The organism is Pedobacter miscanthi (assembly GCF_003315595.1).
In the GTDB taxonomy this organism is placed as follows: Bacteria; Bacteroidota; Bacteroidia; order Sphingobacteriales; family Sphingobacteriaceae; genus Pedobacter; species Pedobacter miscanthi.
On the sequence record NZ_QNQU01000019.1, the window covers coordinates 104,829 to 119,348 of the forward strand.

The window sequence follows — 14,520 nt, forward strand, 5'->3', positions numbered from 1 at the left end:
CTCAAGAGTAAGAGCTGGAGACTATGGCCTGTCAAGCAACTCCAAACTCCCAACTCACCACTCTGAACTAAGCTACTCCGGTAATTTCTCCACCCTGATTAATACCGTTGGAGATGATAAAGCTTCTAAGAAAGCTACTACGGCATCTTTCTCCGCAATACTTAGCTTTAAACCCTTTAAGAGCTTATCATTTTTAGGTAAAAGCGGGTCATTTACCTGTTCGGGTTTTACGCGTTGTACCGGCATACCCACATTGTACATATTCATTACGCCGTCCATATCAGGGAATAAACCATTGTGGAACCACGGTGCGGTTTTCATTACATTTCTTAGTCCAGGCGTTTTAAACTTGCCCACATCTTCTGGTTTCTTGGTTACGTTGTATAAACCTAAATCTTCATATTTACGGGCATAATAAGTTAAGCCATCGTTATGGAATTCATTATCAGTAAATAACGGTCCGTTATGGCAATTGATGCAGCGGGCCTTGGTGCGGAATAAATGAAGTCCTACAATTTGCTGATCGGTCAACGCTTTTTTATCTTTCGCCAGAAAACGGTCGAAAGGCGTTCTGCGGCTTACTATACTGCGTTGAAAAGTGGCCAGACTTTCGAAAATCCTTTTATTGGTAATTTCTTTTGAGCCAAAAGCTGCGGTAAAGTAAGGCTGATAACCTTTAATTTTGCCAAGTTTTTTAGGCAGGGCTTTCATATCCTGGTGCATTTCGTTATGTGCCGCCACCGGACTTCCGGCCTGTTCTTCTAAACTGGTTGCACGGCCATCCCAGAACAGGCGTTTGTAAAACCAAACATTCTCCAATGATGGTGCATTGCGGATATTGGTTAAATGATCATGACCTACTGAAACCTGACGGCCATCTGTCCAGTGTAAATCTGGCGCATGGCAACTTGAGCAAGAAATCTGGTTAGAGCCCGATAAACGTGGATCGAAAAACAAAATTTTACCCAGTTCCACCACATTCTTTACCGAATCGTTTTTAAGATCAACAGGAGAGGGAGGGAGTTCGCCCAGTTCCTGAAAAACCGCATCTTTGTCAACTGTTGGTTTTGGCCATTGATCGGTAGGTTTTGAATAAACTTTGCGCAGGCTATCTATACTCAGTTCATCATCGTTGTTAATATCTGCAGATTGAAATGAAAACAGGATTAATCCGGTGAGGGCGAGCGCAAGAAAGGCAAAAATTTTATTCATGGGTTAAAAATAGAGGTTTAGGCTGATATTGCTAAATAAACGATCGTTACCTGGAAGTGAGGTTATGTTTCTATCTAATGCTTTTATATTCATTTTGTCAGTATAAACCACATTTAGTTTAACAGATGCCTGCATAAATTTGAAAAAGGGAAATGAGTAATCTGCAGCAACCGAACCGCCAAATCGTTGGCTTGTATTATAAAGATAATCGTAGATAATTACTTCTTGAGTAAATAGCTTCTCTGTTACATTATTAACAAAGAAATTATCCTTTAATGGTAAAATATAATGTGTACCGAAATTTATACCTATCGATTTATAGTGTGAAAGATGGCTTAGGAAGCCAAAACTCCCGTTAAAAGTAATATTATTATAATCTATCTTATTTCCGGTAATCCCATCCAAGCGGTCTTCCGAAAAATTATTTAGTGAGAATGTATAATTATATAAATGTTTTTTACCTGGTTTGGAGTAATCTATTTTTAGGTTGATTTCATTTTTTATATACACATAATTTTTTGCCAGGAATCTGGTGTTAAAGTCTGCCCCATCCCAGTTTACAAAGTTTACAATAGTACTAATTGTGCCTTTAGACAACTTTTTAGTCCATAATATATCCAGGTTAAGCTTAGTCAAGTCGTATTTTGAAAGGTCATATATTCCACTTGATGTCCGGTAATCATATACCTGTTTTTCTTTAACCTGATTAATGTTGAAGTAAAACGAACCAAGGTTGGTATTAAGAATTTTAACCATACCATTATATCCCAGTCTGAAAAAACCATTGGTGTAATTCCTGTTGGTTAGTTTAGAATCGGGTTCGCCATAACCATTAATTAAATAATTAACATACCTTGGGTACGCGGTGCTCTCAAAATAAGCCCTGTTTTTATAACCGATATTAACTTCTTCTTTCCCATAACCAATGTTTAAACCACCACCAATTTTGATTTTTTCCGTAAAATTATAACCTAAGGAAATTTTAGAGTCTAATTGATATTCTTTTAAAGATCCCCTTGGATCGTTATTAGAGAAGTGATCTGCTATATGGTAATCAAAACCTACACCTGCAGAAATTTTATTGCCCAAAAAGTCTTTTGTGGCTAGCGTATTAAAATTGTAAATGGATCTTTCATAATGATTATTGGTTGGTGAGCCATAATAATATGGCGTACTTGTGTTGTTGCGGCTTTGATGTGCAAATCTGGTACTATCTTCGAAAACTTTATGGTAATAAAAAGCACCATATAATTTCAGTCCTGATAAATTTATTGATCCATCCGAAGATAAATAGGTGAGGTTGGTTTTGGTACTTCCTTGTGCATTAGCCAATTTTCCCTGTTCTAATTGTTGACCAATAGATATTCTGCTTATCCGTTGTGGTACCAGTTCTTTGATAAATAAAGGGCTGTTTTTTGAAAAATTAAATAATGCAGAAGACACTGAATCTGTAAAAAAAAGTTGTCTTTGCTGAACTGTTTTTTGAACCGAATCTTGCTGGGCCAATAATCTATTGAAAGAAAGTGATAATAAAAGAAAAAGGATAATATTTTTATTCATGAGCAGTTGAGCCTGTAGGATATTACTCCTACAGGCAATATTTTATTTAAATCCTCTTGGATTGGCAATGTTCAAATAATCAAAATCTTCTGTACTGTTATTAGTATCTTTTAATATAATACGGCCATTAATGGTTTTATCTGTTTTTCTGATAACAGATTGTGATTTATAGCCACCAAGAGGAACAAAGGTGAAACCTGCATCTAAAGCAGGGGTGAATTTTTTTGCAATTCGCTCATCTGCCGTATTTGGTTGGATTTCAACAGCGTCCAAAACAAACTTTATCGGTATCTGAATGGTTTTTGTTGCATTAGCAGCAGGGGTGGCTTTGGTCGGCAAGTTATACTGCGCTAAGGTTTTAAGATTTACAGTTCCATCAACTTTAAACAACACAAATGAGTATCTGCCATTTGTATCAAATATCATATCCCTTCCAAAATATTGAATTACCTCAACATTAGGAACCTGTGTGTCAACATCAGAGCTTAACGGATTTACTCCTGGAAGATTTCCATAGTAAGTTTCAAAATTGGCTCCGCTTAAATCAACGGTTAAAGAAGGGTCTATTACCGTAACCGCTTTGCCATCAGTCCCTGTAAAAGGTGCTTTATGATTAATTGCGTTTTGTGCAATAACAATGCTGGCACCTGGTTGTATAGGATATTGTTTCCCTGTTCCGGGGATCATAAATAATGCCCTGGAATATACGTAATCATTATTTGCATCTATGTTTGAAGGCATGCCTACAGATTTAGACCAATCGTACTGGCCACTAGGTAATAAATTGTAGTTGTTTGGTCCAGACAAAAAGCCTGTTATATCAGCAAAGCATAAACTATCTGCGTATAATACTTTATCGCTGTTATTGTAAAATTCTATAAACTGATCGCGATAAAGTGCTCCATTTTTTGTGTCTGATCCGGCATAATAAATTTGTTTAATTACCCAGTCTGCTGTTTTTCCAGCCACCAATTTTAAATTTATGCTTCCTGTAAAGCCAACTGTAATCGGTGTGTTTTTAGCACTGGCATTGAATGTAACCGGGGATGTAGTTTGTACACCTGTAATCTGCGAGTAATTTGCCGCATCAATAGTCACATTTGCATCAATATCGTAAATACCGGCAGGTGTGTTCGTGAAAATTATTTCACCTTTATCATTGACTTTTACTGATTGTACCGAGCCGGTATTAACATTGGTGATTTTAACAACCACATTATTAAGTGGTAAGGTGTAACCACTTGTTTGGATATCGTACGAGACTTTGATATTTAAATCAACGGGTTGTATATCAGTTGTTTTATCTTTTTTACAGGCAGTTAATGTAATGCCGAACAGTAATAAAAAGTAGAAAAATTGTTTCATTATAATTGATTTTAAAGTTTTAAAGAAATTTCGGCACCAAAAGTAGGCGATTGGTTCGGATATCGATAGGATAGGCCAGAATCTATATAATATGGCTGATAATTAAATACATTATAAACATTGAAAGAAAATTTGAGCCTTTTTTTTATTTCCTTACCAATACTCAAATGGAAATTTGGGATAATAACAGGTACGTTATTGGCCTGTAGTTCTGATGTAGGTTTGTAGAAGAAACCATAGTTAGGGTTGTTTTGATCAAAGTTTTTAATCTCGATATAATTATAGTTCTGATCGTAATAAGCTATTGGAATACCTGCTCTCGATAAGTTAACTGTTTTTTGTACCAATGAAAATTCTGCTATGGCCTGTATGAACAAACTTATTTTCGGAATATGTGTTGTGGATGAAATCCTAGCGTTACCGGTATAAGATACACTGTTTGATGGCGGGTAAAAAGCTACCAGTGCCTCGTTTTTATTAGTGGCAGAGGGGTTAGGATTTCCCTGGCTAGTTAAGTTTTCTGTTTTACTTTGCGATCTGAAAAATCCTCCACTGAGGTTGAATGAGGTAGCAATAGCTTTATAGGTGGGCGTAGATAAAATTAAATCAAAACCCTGGTTGTTTGAGGCTAAATTATTTGCGAATTCGTAAAAGGTAATTAATGCTCTTTTTGTCCCGGTTTGAATAAGTAACGGTTGCTGATCGGTTCTGTAGGTTGCTGTATATACCGGAAGATCCAGCACATTATCTACCCTGTTATTACCAATTCCATTTCTGGAGTTTTTATAAAAGGCATTTAATGAAAGGTTATATTTTTGCAGTTTTATCTGCGTCGAAAACTCAAAGGTTTGGCTATTAGCTGATTTTAATCCTTCGGCCGTTGGATCATACCTGTTTACGTAAACTAAATAAATGCTTTCATTAGCCTTGCCATTCGAAGAATAGGCATTAATTAGTGGCACCTCATTGTAGGTAGGCCCCGGATAGCGTTGACCTAAACCCGGAGATTTATAGGATATCCCGTAGGCGAAACCAAATCTAAATCCTTTATCTAATTCGTAATTAACATTAATTCTTGGTGAGAAAGAGGGAAAGCTATTCTGTAAGTCGTACCTTATTCCTGCCCTTACATTTAAAGGTTTATTAAATAAACTCATTTTAAATACATCTTCCAGATATAGGCCAACATCCTGCTGTGCAACTGCTGTGCTAAAATCGTAATATCTCTCTGATCTGTTTGGCGACAAACTTGTGGTACCTGATGTTTTGGTTAATCCCCTGGGTTTACCGGGATCGAGTACCTGGCCAAGCCCGTTATTTGCCCCATAACTATAGCTGGCTCCGTAACTTAGAAAATGGGTGATATTGGCAAACTTAAACTCTGCATTAAAATCAAGTTTCCCTGTAATATTCAAAGGCCTGCCATCAATCAGCGATTGAGCCGTATAAATGCCTTTCACATAAGCTCCTTCGTGTATGCCTGTAGTTGTAGCTTCAGAAACCAAGATATAAGGTTCATTATAAAATTCTTCCGTATAACTTACCTGATGTCCTGTGGCATATCTCAGGTTTAGACTGATGTTTTTAAGAAACTTACTGTTTATCCCGTAAGAAGTTCTGTTGTTTACGCTGAAATTCCAGCTATTAAACAGTACCATTTTTTCCATCGGATCATCTGCATCACGTTTTATTCCATCTAAATTTCTACCATAATCAACACTGAAAGTATTTTTTAACCTGTTTTCGCTTCCAAAAAAATTGGTGTGCATCATATTAAGATTAATCCGTTTATAAGCCTTTAGTTTATCACGGTTATCTGCAAATGAGTTAACATAATTGGCCCCAATATTTAGTGCGCCATTTTTTTTCCCCAGATCAAATCCTTTAGAAAAGCCATAAGAGGTGGCATTATCCCTTAACTGCATTCTTAAGTAACCCGGCGATTTACCCGCTTGTCTTTCTACAATAATTGCACCCTCGGACAGATCACCGTATTTGGCTGAAGGAACACCCGAAATTACTTCGATACTTTCAATATTGTCGGCGGGAATCTGTCTTAAATCAGTTCCACCAAACGCAAAATCACCCGAATATTTGTTGGTAGGTGATCCATTCAATCCATACGAGTCAATACCGATTGTTGTGCTGATATCATTCGAGCCCCGGAGACCAGGATTGAAGGTTTGCATATTCATATTGTTTGAGATGGCATTGCCATCTACAATAATGGCTACACCAAAAGCATTATTTTGCTCATAAATATTAGAAAATCCAGGTGAAACTGGCGAAAAGGCTGATCTTAATGTTAAATTTTGAACACTTTGTAAACTTGGTGCGCTAACCTTTCTGTTCGGAATCTGGTTGAGTAGATCATTCAAGCTTAAAGCGGGAATCTGCTCAATAATATCCCTACTGATTATTAACGAAGAATTTGATGAGCCTTGATAATCACGTTTTGCATTAATATCAATCGTTTCCAAGCCCAGGTTTAAATCTTTTAGGGTGATATTTCCCAGTTCAATTATATTTCCTTTGATTTCTACAACCTTTACAAGTTTTTGATAACCAATAAACGTGAATTCGAATGTTAAACTAACATTGGCAATATTATACAGAGTGATGTTAAATTTTCCATCTTTATCTGTAACTCCAAACTGATTTGTTTCAACGATTTTAATGTTAGCGGAAGAAACAGGGTGCAATTCATGGTCAACAACCTTCCCCCTTAAAACAACATTTTGCGCAAATACACTCGAAGTATATCCGCAGATAATAAAAACGATTAAAAATTTCAAAAACTTTCCCAAATTCTGTATTCTTAATTAGACTGATTCTAATGATTCTGCAAAGATGGGATTTTAACGGTTTTTAACAAAATTATTTAGACTAATTCTAGATAATTTAACATTTGTAGCCTAATTCTTACAATTGTGGGTTAATTAATTAAATAATAAGGAAATCGGGAATTCTTAAAGACTATTATACAATAGGATTTGCTATATAAATGTAGTCGCTGATATAATTTAAAACAAGCTTAGAAGCAAAAGAGTGTATTTTTATTATTAATATTTCTACTCTGGTAAAAAATGAAATAATGGAGGGCTAGTTTCAAAGAGAAACAGCCCATTATTATTTTTGTAGTTATTAAAAAACTCTCTTAAAAGCTTCCTCAGGTGATGCATCGGCAGCTTCTTTAAGAGACCATTGCGAAAAAACTGCTTCGGGAGAATCATCCCAATAAAACTTAATGTTGGTATTGACAAAACTAAAATAGCCCGTTTGTGCATTTTGATGCGCAGAATCGCCCTTATAAGTAACATTTACTATACCTGGTAAATTTAATTTTATGGCTAAATCATCCATTTGCGAAGCATGCCCTAAATCATCAACATAGTCGCTTGATGCTTGAGCCATTAGGCCTGACATTATACAACTATTAGCGTCTATAAAATACTCGGTATAATTGTGAAATGATTGAGATAATATAGTATTCTCAGTGCCTCTTTTTAATAAAGTTACACTATCTCCCTTTTTGTATTCATTAAAGAATTTTCCTTTACTTTGAAGTTTAAAGCCTCGTCGAGATAAGGATTCAACTTGAGTTTCTTCATTGAAAGAATTCTTCTTGCAGCTAATAGTAAACGTTATTACGCAAATCAATAATAAAATAATAGAGTTTCTTTTCATAGTTTTTTATAAATTAATATCTGAATGACAATAATAACTATTATAGTAGTTATCTGCAAGTTATTTTGAATAATTCTAAATAAACACTTAAACTGTATGATTTTCAAATTAACCTCGTTGTGACAAAAGAAAACACTTTTGTTTAGGTTCTAATGGTTTAAAAGGATAACTTTGCGGCTTCAAATCCACACAATGAGTGATCAGATAAAACACGAATGCGGAATCGCTTTTATTCGCCTGTTAAAACCACTTTCTTACTACCAGCAAAAGTACGGTACAGCACTTTACGGCCTTAACAAATTATACCTTTTAATGGAAAAACAGCATAACCGGGGCCAGGATGGCGCAGGTATTGCCACCATTAAGCTGGATATGAAACCGGGCAGTAGGTACATCAGCCGATACCGGAGCATGGCATCAAATGCGGTAGCGGATATCTTCGAATATGTACAAAACAAATTTGTTGATATCCAGGAAAACACACCTGAATTAATGCAGGATACAGAATGGCTCAAAAACAACGTAAGCTTTATCGGCGAGGTGTTAATGGGCCATTTGCGTTATGGTACACATGGTAAAAACAGCATCGAAAATTGCCATCCTTTTTTAAGGCAAAACAACTGGATGACCCGTAACCTGGTGATTGCCGGTAACTTTAACATGACGAATGTTGATGAGTTATTGGAGCAATTATATGAGCTGGGCCAGCATCCTAAAGAAAAAGCTGATACTGTAACGGTACTGGAAAAAATTGGCCACTTTTTGGATGATGAGAACCAGGAGCTTTTCGATCAGTATAAAAAAGAAGGACACGATAACGTTGCAATTACGCACAAAATATCTGATAACCTGGATATCGCGAACATTCTGCGCCGCTCGGCCAAAACCTGGGATGGAGGTTACTCGATCTGTGGTATGGTAGGTAACGGCGATTCGTTTATTATGCGCGATCCGGCTGGTATTCGTCCGGCTTATTATTATTATGATGATGAGATTGTGGTAGCTGCTTCTGAAAGACCAGCTTTACAAACTGCATTTAATATCCAGTTTAAAGATGTTAAAGAGATCGATCCGGGTCATGCTTTAATTATCAAGAAAAACGGAGAGGTAAGCATGGAGCAGTTCCGCGAACCTACCGAGAGATTATCTTGCTCATTCGAACGCATCTATTTCTCAAAAGGAAGTGATGTAGAGATTTACCGTGAACGTAAACAGCTTGGCCGTTTATTGAGCGATAAAATTTTGAAAGCGGTTAATTACGATCTTAAAAATACCGTATTTTCGTTTATCCCAAATACTGCTGAAGTTGCATTTTTCGGGATGGTTGATGGCGTACAGCGTTACGTACGTAACCACCAGAAAGAAACACTTTTACATAGAAAAGAACAGTTAACTGATCAACAGTTAGATGAACTGTTATCGCTTGCACCAAGGGTAGAAAAGCTTGCGGTAAAAGATGTAAAGCTAAGAACATTTATTACCCAGGATGCCGATAGGAGTGAGATGGTGGCACACGTTTATGATACCACTTACGGTATTATCAACAACCACCAGGATACTTTGGTTGCATTGGATGACTCAATTGTTCGTGGTACAACTTTAAAGCAGAGTATCATTAAAATTGTAGATCGATTGCATCCTAAAAAAATCATTATCGTTTCTTCTGCACCTCAGATCCGTTACCCTGATTGTTATGGTATTGATATGAGCAGAATGGGACAGTTTGTGGCTTTCGATGCGGCGATACAATTGCTTACAGAACGTGGCATGTGGCAGGTAATTGAAGATGTTTACAGCAAGTGTAAAGCTTCGTTACTTTTACCGAAAGAGGAAATTGTAAACCACGTTAAGGAAATTTATAAACCTTTTACACCAGAAGAAATTTCGGCCAAAATTGCACAGATTATTACCCCAAAAGGTACTGTTGCAGAGGTTGAAGTAATTTATCAAAGCTTGGAGAATTTGCATGAAGCTTGTCCGAAAAACAAAGGTGACTGGTATTTCTCAGGAAATTACCCAACCCCGGGCGGTAATAAAGTGGTAAACAAAGCTTTTGTTAACTGGAAAGAAGGAAATAACCAAAGGGCTTATTAATCGCTAAAATATTTTAAATACAAGATAGCTCATATTTTTATATGGGCTATTTTTTTGCGCTGGTTTTTGACCACGAAGGCACGAATACACAAAGAAGGGTCTTTATAGTGACCATGGATCTTTTGTTAATGCCCCCCGTGGTTCGTGTCCTCACGAAACACCAACATGAGTCCGAAGTAACAATTCTAATTTTGTTCCCGCAGATTAGCAGATTGAAACGCAGATTTTATATATAGTCCTATTCCATGGTTCGTGTCCTCACGAAACACTAGCATAATGTTTAATGTCAATTTTTTTTAGTTCCCGCAGATGAGCAGATTGAAACGCAGATTTTTATGTGTAGTGAGTTAGTTTCCGTTCATTTTTTTTGATGCTCTTGCCCATCTAAACCTGACATTCGCGGAAAGCCCGGAGGCAAATCCTTCGTTTGCCGAGGACTTGCAGCATTGGCAGGACTAACAATAACAGTAGCAGTATACCTGCTTTTCCATAAAAGAAAAAAAATCAATAAAATATCTTTGTGCATTTCATGTTTCCGCGGCTAAAATACTTCGGAAATAAAATCTTACGCGTAAAATTTCAGATAAGTTTTCACGATCAGCCAAAAGGCGAAAAAGATGATGACTACGCCAGCAATTTTATTCAGTTTCTTTAATGCGTCTTCTTTAATTTTATAGCGGAGTTTGCTGGAATAGAAACTTTTTGCACCATCGATACTTAACTGGGTAACCATTGCGATGAAAAAGCAGACTAATTTTTCGTTAAGCATATTGTTGAGCTTAACCGATATAATTCCGCTTACAATAATCCAGAACATGAGGGTAGAAGGGGTGAGGATACACATTAAAAAACCCTTTAATACATAACCCCGTTTGCTTACTTTTTGTAAAGTGGTACTATCGTAATGTACCGTTATTTTAGAAACCAGGTAATATATTCCCACTGCTAATAAAAATAGGCCCCCTATAGAGCCCACATATTTATCAAATTCTGCTTTGTAATCAAAAAACTGGCTGCCAAAAAGAACCAGTCCTATTAAGATTACATCGCTTATAATTACACCAATGGCTAAAGAAAACCCAGCTTTGAAGCCTCTTTCTATGCTGGTTTTAATCATGGCAAAAAATACCGGTCCGGTTAAAAACGACGAAATAATCCCTGCACCTATACCTAATAAAATGGCTTCAAACATGCGTTTTTGTTTTTACGATTTGCGAATATGCAATTTTATAGTTTAAACAACCAACATTATTGACATCTATTTTATATGTAAACGAAAAAAGGATGCGCAACATTTTTTAATTTAAAAATTTATATCCGTTCTGAATAAAGTATTAAAAAAACAGACCAGCTAAGGTTTAACACTTTACTAAGTTGGTTGTTTTAAAGCTTAGTGTTCAACGTACACTAATTTTGTTACTATGTATTGTTTATTGTTTTTTTTATTTATGTTTAGAGCCACTAAAACTAAATTTAAAAAATGAGTTCAGAACAAACACAAACCAAGTGGGGGCAGTTTATTCCTTTGGTTACGGTATTCTTTTTCTGGGGCTTTGTGGCCGCCAGCAATGATATTTTAATACCGGTATTTAAAAAAGCTTTTGATTTATCCCAAGCCGAGAGTCAGTTGGTTTCATTAGCTTTTTATATTGCCTATACTGTGGGCGCTTTAATTTATAATGGTATATCTGTTATAATAGGACAGGATATTGTTAACAAACTGGGCTATAAAAATTCGTTGGCATTGGGTTTGGTTATTTCTGCGCTAGGAACCCTGTTGTTTTATCCCGCTGCGAATCTTCACTCGTTCCCTTTAATGCTTTCGGGTTTGTTTATTGTGGCATTGGGTTTCTCTTTACAACAAACAGTGGCCAATCCACTGGCCATTGCCTTAGGGCCTATTACAACGGGTTCACAACGTTTAACTCTGGCAGGTGGTATCAATAACTTTGGTACTACAATCGGTCCGTTAATTGTAAGTTTTGCCATTTTTGGTTCTGCAGCAAACGCAACTACCGATATCAGTGTTGAAAGTGTTAAAATTCCTTACTTAATTTTAGGTGTAGCCTTTATTGCTGTTGCTATTTTCTTAAAATTATCTTCATTACCTGATAGGCCAGCTTTGGTTGAAGCTTCGACCGAAGATGCTAAATCAGTAAAAGGTTCGGCATTAAAATACCCGCAATTGGTGCTGGGTATGATTGCCATTTTTGTTTATGTAGGTGTTGAGGTATCAACTGCAAGTAATTTGCCTGCTTATATGGAAAAAGATCTTGGTTTTGCAATTAAAGATATCGCTCCATACATTTCTTTATACTGGGCAAGTATGATGATCGGTAGATGGACAGGTGCTGTTGAAGCATTTACCGATAACGTAAGCACGCAAAAGATATTAAGGTTTATCGCACCTTATTTGGCTTTCGGTATCTTTTTAGCAGTTAATGCCATCGCGAAACACGATTTAGCGCCTTTTTACGTATATGGATTCATTATATTAGTACTAATTGTTGCTGATATGGCAAGTAAAGGTAACCCTGCGCGTATGTTGTTAATCTTTTCGGGCATCGGGATTACCGCTTTGTTAATTGGTATGTTTACTACCGGTATGACCAGTGTTTATGCCATTACCAGTGTTGGTTTATTCTGCAGTACCTTATGGCCTTGTATCTTTACTTTAGCTGTAAGTGGTTTAGGTAAACACACTAGTCAGGGTAGTAGTTTCCTCATCATGATGATTATGGGTGGAGGTATTATCAGCTGGGCACAGGGTGCGGTATCAGAATTTACGGGTATTCAATATAGTTACGTAGTTGGTATTATTTGTTTCTCTTACCTGGCGTTTTATGCCTGGAGAGTTAGTGGAATTTTAAGATCGCAGGGAATTAGTTTTGATAAGAAACTTTCTGGCGGACATTAATTTTTAATAAAGTATTTTTGTAGCCACGGAGATTAGTTTCTCTGTGGCTTTTTTTATTTTATACATGACTGATAAACCAACTTTCGATTCTATATTTATGAATCTGGCCACCGATCTGGCTGCCCGTTCGCATTGCGTACGTGCCCATGTAGGCGCAGTTTTAACAAAAGATACCCGCATAATTTCAATTGGTTATAACGGGCCGCCTGCTGGTACACACAACTGTGATGAGGAATGGCCCGAACATGGCTGCGCGCGTGATAGTAAAGGAAGTTGTTCGTTAGCTTTACATGCAGAGGAAAATGCCATTCTTTACGCTTCTAAAAACGGATCGAAGATAGAAGGCTGTACCTTGTATACAACCCTATCGCCCTGCATTGCCTGCGCCCGCTTAATTTTATCTTCAGGAATTAAATTGGTTTATTATTCCAAATCTTATGCAGCCTACAAAGGTTTAGCAAGCGATGAAGGTGTAGATTTTTTAAGGAAATTCGGGGTAGAGGTTGTTTTGATGGAGTCTTAAAGTTCATTGGTAGTTGGTCATTCGTTTATTGGTCATTAGTCATTGGTAATTGGTCATTAGTCATTGGTAATTGGTAATTGGTCATTCGTTTATTGGTAATTAGTCATTGGTCATTAGCCATTGGTAATTGGTCATTCGTTTATTGGTCATTAGTCATTGGTCATTCTTTTATTGGTAATTGTAAACTTCAAATTGAAAACTGTTAATAGGGTTAATTGGTTAACTGTTTAAATCGGCTAGTTGTAATTCCCACTCAATCCGTTCTCCTGAACTTGATTCAGGAGCTGTTATTTGAACGTTCATTTATAACTGTAAACTGCAAATTGAAAACTGTTTAATTGTCAACAAATAGATTAACCAACTTCTATCTTTCGAGTCCCTGACTCCGGCTAAATCACAATAAAATTCTATCTTGACAACTTGACAAGTTTTGTTTATCTTTGAGTATAAAACTATTAGCTATGAAAACGATGTCGGTTGGAGAATTTAAAGCTCACTTTTCTGAAGTACTTGAAGATGTTAAAGCAGGTATTGGCATTGCAGTAACTTATGGGAGGAAAAAAGAAGTTATTGGTTACTTTGTTCCTGATTTAGAAGAAAGCAATAATCAACGTAAAATAGGCCTGTTGGATGGGAAAGCTGAAATTATATTCAAAGATAATTTCAAAATTACAGAAGAAGAATTTTTAGGCCTATGATTTACCTGTTAGATACCCATGTGCTAATTTGGTCATTAATGTATTCGTCTAAACTTTCGGATGTCTCTTTAGAAATCTTAAAGAATAAGAAAAACACAATTCTTGTAAGTACTATAAGTTTTTGGGAAATTTCTTTAAAGCATTCGATGAATAAACTTGACATTTTAAGAATCTTTCCGGATGCTTTACCTGGACTTGCAATCGAAGCTGGCTACGAACTTTTGCCTCTCTTGCCAGATGATGTAGCTAATTATCATCAATTAAATGCCACCTGGCACAGAGATCCTTTTGATAGAATGCTTATTTGGCAAGCCATTCAAAAAAATATAACTTTAATCAGCAAAGATGAAGACATTAATAAATATCAATCGGCAGGTTTAAAGGTTGTTTGGTAATTATTGTTCATTATCCATTGGTTTATTCGTCATTCGTTTATCGTTAAATTGATTAATTAAACACCGAAT

11 protein-coding genes are annotated in these 14,520 nt (G+C 36.4%); 5 read left to right on the forward strand and 6 right to left on the reverse strand.

Annotated features, from left to right (window positions below; genetic code table 11):
• Positions 1–72 precede the first annotated feature (72 nt).
• The 5 genes from DRW42_RS20250 to DRW42_RS20270 form a co-directional block, all read right to left on the reverse strand.
• The gene (locus DRW42_RS20250; RefSeq protein WP_113950651.1) at positions 73–1,212 is read right to left on the reverse strand and encodes a cytochrome-c peroxidase; all 1,140 of its coding nucleotides are present in this window, start codon (positions 1,210–1,212) and stop codon (positions 73–75) included.
• A gap of 3 nt (positions 1,213–1,215) precedes the next feature.
• Positions 1,216–2,772 (reverse strand): DUF6850 family outer membrane beta-barrel protein, encoded by a 1,557-nt coding sequence (locus DRW42_RS20255; protein WP_113950652.1) that lies wholly within the window; start codon positions 2,770–2,772, stop codon positions 1,216–1,218.
• A gap of 42 nt (positions 2,773–2,814) precedes the next feature.
• Positions 2,815–4,137, reverse strand: coding sequence for a DUF4876 domain-containing protein (locus DRW42_RS20260; protein WP_113950653.1), 1,323 nt, complete (start codon positions 4,135–4,137; stop codon positions 2,815–2,817).
• An 11-nt stretch (positions 4,138–4,148) separates the two neighbouring features.
• Positions 4,149–6,932 (reverse strand): TonB-dependent receptor domain-containing protein, encoded by a 2,784-nt coding sequence (locus DRW42_RS20265; protein ID WP_158544373.1) that lies wholly within the window; start codon positions 6,930–6,932, stop codon positions 4,149–4,151.
• A 349-nt stretch (positions 6,933–7,281) separates the two neighbouring features.
• On the reverse strand, positions 7,282–7,824 hold the full coding sequence (locus DRW42_RS20270; protein WP_113950655.1) for a hypothetical protein: 543 nt from the start codon (positions 7,822–7,824) through the stop codon (positions 7,282–7,284).
• 192 nt (positions 7,825–8,016) lie between these two features.
• On the opposite strand from DRW42_RS20270, the gene DRW42_RS20275 reads away from it, so the two are divergent.
• Complete coding sequence (locus tag DRW42_RS20275; protein ID WP_113950656.1) at positions 8,017–9,918, forward strand: amidophosphoribosyltransferase; 1,902 nt, start codon at positions 8,017–8,019, stop codon at positions 9,916–9,918.
• A 565-nt stretch (positions 9,919–10,483) separates the two neighbouring features.
• Here DRW42_RS20275 and DRW42_RS20280 read toward each other — a convergent pair.
• The gene (locus DRW42_RS20280; protein ID WP_113950657.1) at positions 10,484–11,110 is read right to left on the reverse strand and encodes a LysE family translocator; all 627 of its coding nucleotides are present in this window, start codon (positions 11,108–11,110) and stop codon (positions 10,484–10,486) included.
• A 288-nt stretch (positions 11,111–11,398) separates the two neighbouring features.
• On the opposite strand from DRW42_RS20280, the gene DRW42_RS20285 reads away from it, so the two are divergent.
• From DRW42_RS20285 to DRW42_RS20305, 4 genes are all read left to right on the forward strand, one after another.
• The gene (locus DRW42_RS20285) at positions 11,399–12,835 is read left to right on the forward strand and encodes an MFS transporter (RefSeq protein ID WP_113950658.1); all 1,437 of its coding nucleotides are present in this window, start codon (positions 11,399–11,401) and stop codon (positions 12,833–12,835) included.
• Between the two features lie 64 nt (positions 12,836–12,899).
• A complete protein-coding gene (locus DRW42_RS20290; RefSeq protein ID WP_113950659.1) occupies positions 12,900–13,358 on the forward strand; it encodes a deoxycytidylate deaminase in 459 nt (152 codons plus the stop codon).
• Between the two features lie 461 nt (positions 13,359–13,819).
• Positions 13,820–14,056, forward strand: coding sequence for a type II toxin-antitoxin system Phd/YefM family antitoxin (locus DRW42_RS20300; RefSeq protein WP_113950660.1), 237 nt, complete (start codon positions 13,820–13,822; stop codon positions 14,054–14,056).
• A complete protein-coding gene (locus tag DRW42_RS20305) occupies positions 14,053–14,451 on the forward strand; it encodes a type II toxin-antitoxin system VapC family toxin (RefSeq protein WP_113950661.1) in 399 nt (132 codons plus the stop codon). Before DRW42_RS20300 ends, DRW42_RS20305 begins: the two co-directional genes overlap by 4 nt.
• Positions 14,452–14,520 lie beyond the last annotated feature (69 nt).

What these genes read in the sequence shown, in the direction of transcription:
- DRW42_RS20250 (WP_113950651.1), bottom strand. Translation starts at nt 1,212, where the DNA reads ATGAATAAAATTTTTGCCTTTCTTGCGCTCGCCCTCACCGGATTAATC.
- DRW42_RS20255 (WP_113950652.1), bottom strand. Translation starts at nt 2,772, where the DNA reads ATGAATAAAAATATTATCCTTTTTCTTTTATTATCACTTTCTTTCAAT.
- DRW42_RS20260 (WP_113950653.1), bottom strand. Translation starts at nt 4,137, where the DNA reads ATGAAACAATTTTTCTACTTTTTATTACTGTTCGGCATTACATTAACT.
- DRW42_RS20270 (WP_113950655.1), bottom strand. Translation starts at nt 7,824, where the DNA reads ATGAAAAGAAACTCTATTATTTTATTATTGATTTGCGTAATAACGTTT.
- DRW42_RS20275 (WP_113950656.1), top strand. Translation starts at nt 8,017, where the DNA reads ATGAGTGATCAGATAAAACACGAATGCGGAATCGCTTTTATTCGCCTG.
- DRW42_RS20280 (WP_113950657.1), bottom strand. Translation starts at nt 11,110, where the DNA reads ATGTTTGAAGCCATTTTATTAGGTATAGGTGCAGGGATTATTTCGTCG.
- DRW42_RS20285 (WP_113950658.1), top strand. Translation starts at nt 11,399, where the DNA reads ATGAGTTCAGAACAAACACAAACCAAGTGGGGGCAGTTTATTCCTTTG.
- DRW42_RS20290 (WP_113950659.1), top strand. Translation starts at nt 12,900, where the DNA reads ATGACTGATAAACCAACTTTCGATTCTATATTTATGAATCTGGCCACC.
- DRW42_RS20300 (WP_113950660.1), top strand. Translation starts at nt 13,820, where the DNA reads ATGAAAACGATGTCGGTTGGAGAATTTAAAGCTCACTTTTCTGAAGTA.
- DRW42_RS20305 (WP_113950661.1), top strand. Translation starts at nt 14,053, where the DNA reads ATGATTTACCTGTTAGATACCCATGTGCTAATTTGGTCATTAATGTAT.